We start from the raw sequence: 3896 nt of genomic DNA, 5'->3' as shown, positions 1-3896 counted from the left end.
GTCTTTGTAGATTAGCAAGGGAAGCATTAGCAAGCATAGCTCCACATACTACGCAAGCTTCTAGAAGAGCGCCTGTTTTGTGAGTGTGGATAAAATGCAGTGTTTCTTCAGATACCTCTGAAAGTCCTAGCAAATCCAGCACAAGCTTTACATTTTAATCCTGAAATTTCCCATTTATCAGTTAGTTTTAGTGCTAAGAGACCAAACTGATATGCTGAGTGATAATCTCCTAAAGAACTATTGAGGATTATTCCATAGTTACAATAACAAAGACATGACTCAGCAACTGAACCATATTTCAAAGAAATATTGACACCTTTCAACACAATTATTGTCCATAACTCTGGTGAAGTTAAATAAGTAGATGCCATCAAATTTGTAATTAAGGCTAAAGCTACTTTATATTTTGATTTCTCAATGTTTGTTTTATTAATCAGACTAGCAATTTCTTGATTGCCTAAATTTTCTTTGACTTTAGTAAATTCCCGTTCAATGACTGTTTGTAAATCTGTTTCTGGAAGTTCGATTTCTAGTAATCCCAGAGCCTTCTTTGCTGCTGAAATTGCTTTTTCGTACTGAGCGCGTAAAGTATATTGAACAACCAATAAATTATAGACTTCTGTTTTTTCAATAACTGATTTTGACCGTTCTAATATTACCTGAACTAAGGCTTCACTTTCTGAAAAACTACTGTTTAAATATTCTACTATTGCCCCTTCTTTATATAAAGCAAAAGTTAAATCATAGTATTGATCCCAGCAATCCCCGTCTAATAGAGATATACCTGCTGTAATATATTCTTTAGCAGCTACATAAGCTGTGGCATCTTGAGCTTTTTTACCTGCCTCTAAATTTAGTTTTGCTAGTTCAATTTTTTCTGATTTATCTGTAATTAAAGTTCTGCCTATATTCAAATGATCTACTAAATCAAAAACTCTTTCGCTGCGATATTCTAGAGGAGTATTTTCCAAGAATAAACGGCCAATTCTTAGATGTAAAGCTTGTTTTTGAGATTCATCTATGAAAGTGTAAGCTGCTTGTTGTACTCTGTCGTGTAAGAATTTATAATTCAGAATTAAAAATGGATATAAGTTCAACTCTACATTTTTAGCTTCTGCTTCTGAAGCAGGTAGAATTAATCCTTCCTGAATAGCAGGTAATAAATCTTGAAAAGTTGCAAAAGATTCTTTTTCATAAATTAACGAAAGTGTATTTAAATCAAATTGGTTTCCTACACAAGCAACCAAACTTAAAACTTTCTGAGTTAATTGAGGTAATTTTTCCAGTTTTCCAATCATTAACTCCACTACATTATCAGTAATATCAAGTGCTGTTATCTGTTCAATATTCCACTCCCATCGAATCTGTTCAGAATCAAATTTCAGCAAGTTTTCTTGATAGAGAGTTTTCATAAATTCATTAACAAAAAATGGGTTTCCTCCAGTCTTACTTTCTACCAAATTTGCTAATGATTGTACTGAAACTCGATCATTGAACAATGTTTCTGCAATTAATTGATTAATATTTTCAAATTTTAAAGGAGTTAAGTTTATCTGATTTATTTGTCCATAATTCATAGTCTCAGATTGAGTGCGAATAGCATTTAAAGTCATCATTAAAGGATGAGTCGGACTAACTTCATTATCTCGATAAGCTCCAATTAAAAACAAATACTTTGTTTCTACATCTGTCATCATTAATTTAATTAACTTCAGTGTAGCGGAGTCTGCCCACTGTAAATCATCAAGAAATATAACTAAGGGATGTTCTGGTTGACAAAATAAACCGATAAAATTTTGAAAGATGATATTAAAACGATTTTGAGCTTCATTTGGTCCTAATTCTTGAATTTTTGGTTGAGTTCCAACAATCAATTCTAATTCCGGAATTACATCAATCAGAATTTGCCCATTTGTACCAAAAGCTGCTAAAAGTTTATTTCGCCATTCATGTAATTTAGCTTCACTTTGACTTAAAATAATTCTGACTAACTCAGAAAAAGCACTCACAATTGCTGAGTATGGAATACTTCGTTGAAATTGGTCAAATTTCCCCCAAATAAAATACCCGCCCTGATGGATAATAGGTTGAGAAATAGTTTGTACTAAAGCTGATTTACCTATGCCAGAATAACCAGCCACCAGCATCATTTCTTTGCTACCTTTACAAACACGCTCAAATGCTGCTCTTAGTGTTTCAATTTCTAATTGTCTGCCATATAGTTTTGACGGAATTTTAAATCTATCAGAAATATCTTGACTACCAAGGGTAAATTCTACAATTGTTTCTATCATTTGTAGCTGATTTAAACATTCATCTAGATCGGCAATTAAACCCCAAGCACTTTGATATCTTTCATCAGCAGTTTTTGCTAGTAACTTTAGGATAATATTAGATATTGTATGTGGAATTTCTGGATTAATTTCATGGGGTGGTTTTGGTTGTTTAGCAATGTGAGCATGAACTAATTCCATCACATCAGTATTAGTAAAAGGAAGCTGGTGAGTTAATAATTCATAAAAAGTAACCCCAAGAGAATAAAAATCTGTACGATAATCTAAAGAGCAATTCATCCTACCTGTTTGCTCTGGAGATATATAAGGAAGAGTACCTTCTAAAATATTTGGATTTTTTAGCTTATAACTATCACGAGTTAATACAGAAGATATATTAAAATCTATGATTTTTAATTCGTTTGTCGTGAGATTAACAATTATATTAGATGGATTAATATCTTTGTGAATAATCTTAGCACTATGAATTTCACCTAAACCTTCAGCAATTTTAATTGCTAAATTCAAAAAGCCCAATATAGTAAATTTTTGTGATGTAATTAACGTTTTGAGAGATTCACCGCCAAAATCTTCTAAAATCATCACTAGAGTATTATTATATTTCTCTAATGCATAAGCTTTAATAACTCCAGAAAAATTCAAATGCCTAAGAATTTCATACTCTTTTCGGTAACGATTATTCTCAGCTTCAGAAGGAAAATCTCCTTTATTAAATTTAAGTACAACAGGCTGATTATCCTCCATTTGTTTACCTCGATAAACTACCGAATTATTACCTTCATAAATTTTGGCAAGAATTTGGTAACCTGGAATATTAATCATTGTGAAATTCTCCTACAAAACTACTCCGATTTATCTTTTCTGTGGCGGGTTTAATACCCCATCTTCATTAATGAATAATGAATAATGAATAATGGATAATGGATAATGGATAATGGATAATGGATAATGGATAATGGATAATGGATAATTACCTCTCCCTAAAAGAGAGAGAATTAACCAATAAGGAAAAAATTTATTTTTTTTCCCTTAAAAGGGGAGGCTAATAAAGCTAAATTGTTTAATTATTTAATTATTTAATTATTAATTATTCGGTCAACAGGGATGCTTAAATTTGTTTGGGGTTTGTATACACAAAGTGGCTTGTCGAAGACTATCCATAAGCAATTTTCCCTTCTGCCTTCTGCCTTCTTTAATTAGGGCTTGCTGATTAATTCTCAAAGTATTGATAAATAAAGGTATTAGTCTTTTTGGGGTTCAAAAAAGTGCCAGCTTTTCGGTGCCAAGAGCTGCAAAAAGCTAGTATCTTGGGCTGACTATGGTAGAACAATCTTGGGACAAAACTTAGCTCCTACCTCCTCTATAATTCCCATTTATCCTGAATTCTGAATTCTGAATTCTGACTCCTCCTACCAAAAAACTTTATTCAGCAAACCCTAATTATTAATTCTTAATATTATCTCTAATAATAGAATCCGGTTATATAGTATATGTTAATAGTTAATAATTTCTATAATTACTTCAAGCCTTTAATCTCCCCCACTCCCCCACTCCCCCACCCCCCCACCCCCCCACCCCCCCACTCCCCCACTCCCACACGCA

General features: G+C 32.5%; 1 protein-coding gene and 1 pseudogene. Both read right to left on the bottom strand.

Annotated features, from left to right (window positions below):
• Positions 1-127 (bottom strand): annotated as a pseudogene (locus tag F6K54_RS41645) (polyprenyl synthetase family protein); the annotation flags it as partial.
• Positions 108-3116: a serine/threonine-protein kinase PknK gene (locus F6K54_RS41640; RefSeq protein ID WP_293090357.1), complete on the bottom strand. Its 3009-nt coding sequence runs from the start codon at positions 3114-3116 to the stop codon at positions 108-110. The gene F6K54_RS41640 and the pseudogene F6K54_RS41645, both read right to left, overlap by 20 nt.
• Positions 3117-3896: the final 780 nt, after the last annotated feature.

The organism is Okeania sp. SIO3B5 (assembly GCF_010692555.1).
In the GTDB taxonomy this organism is placed as follows: Bacteria; Cyanobacteriota; Cyanobacteriia; order Cyanobacteriales; family Microcoleaceae; genus Okeania.
The sequence above is the reverse complement of the archived record's forward strand: the minus strand, read 5'-3'. Positions and strand labels throughout refer to the sequence as shown.

Bases quoted from the DNA above. Each gene is read 5' to 3' on its own strand.
- F6K54_RS41640 (WP_293090357.1), bottom strand. From the start codon at position 3,116: ATGATTAATATTCCAGGTTACCAAATTCTTGCCAAAATTTATGAAGGT.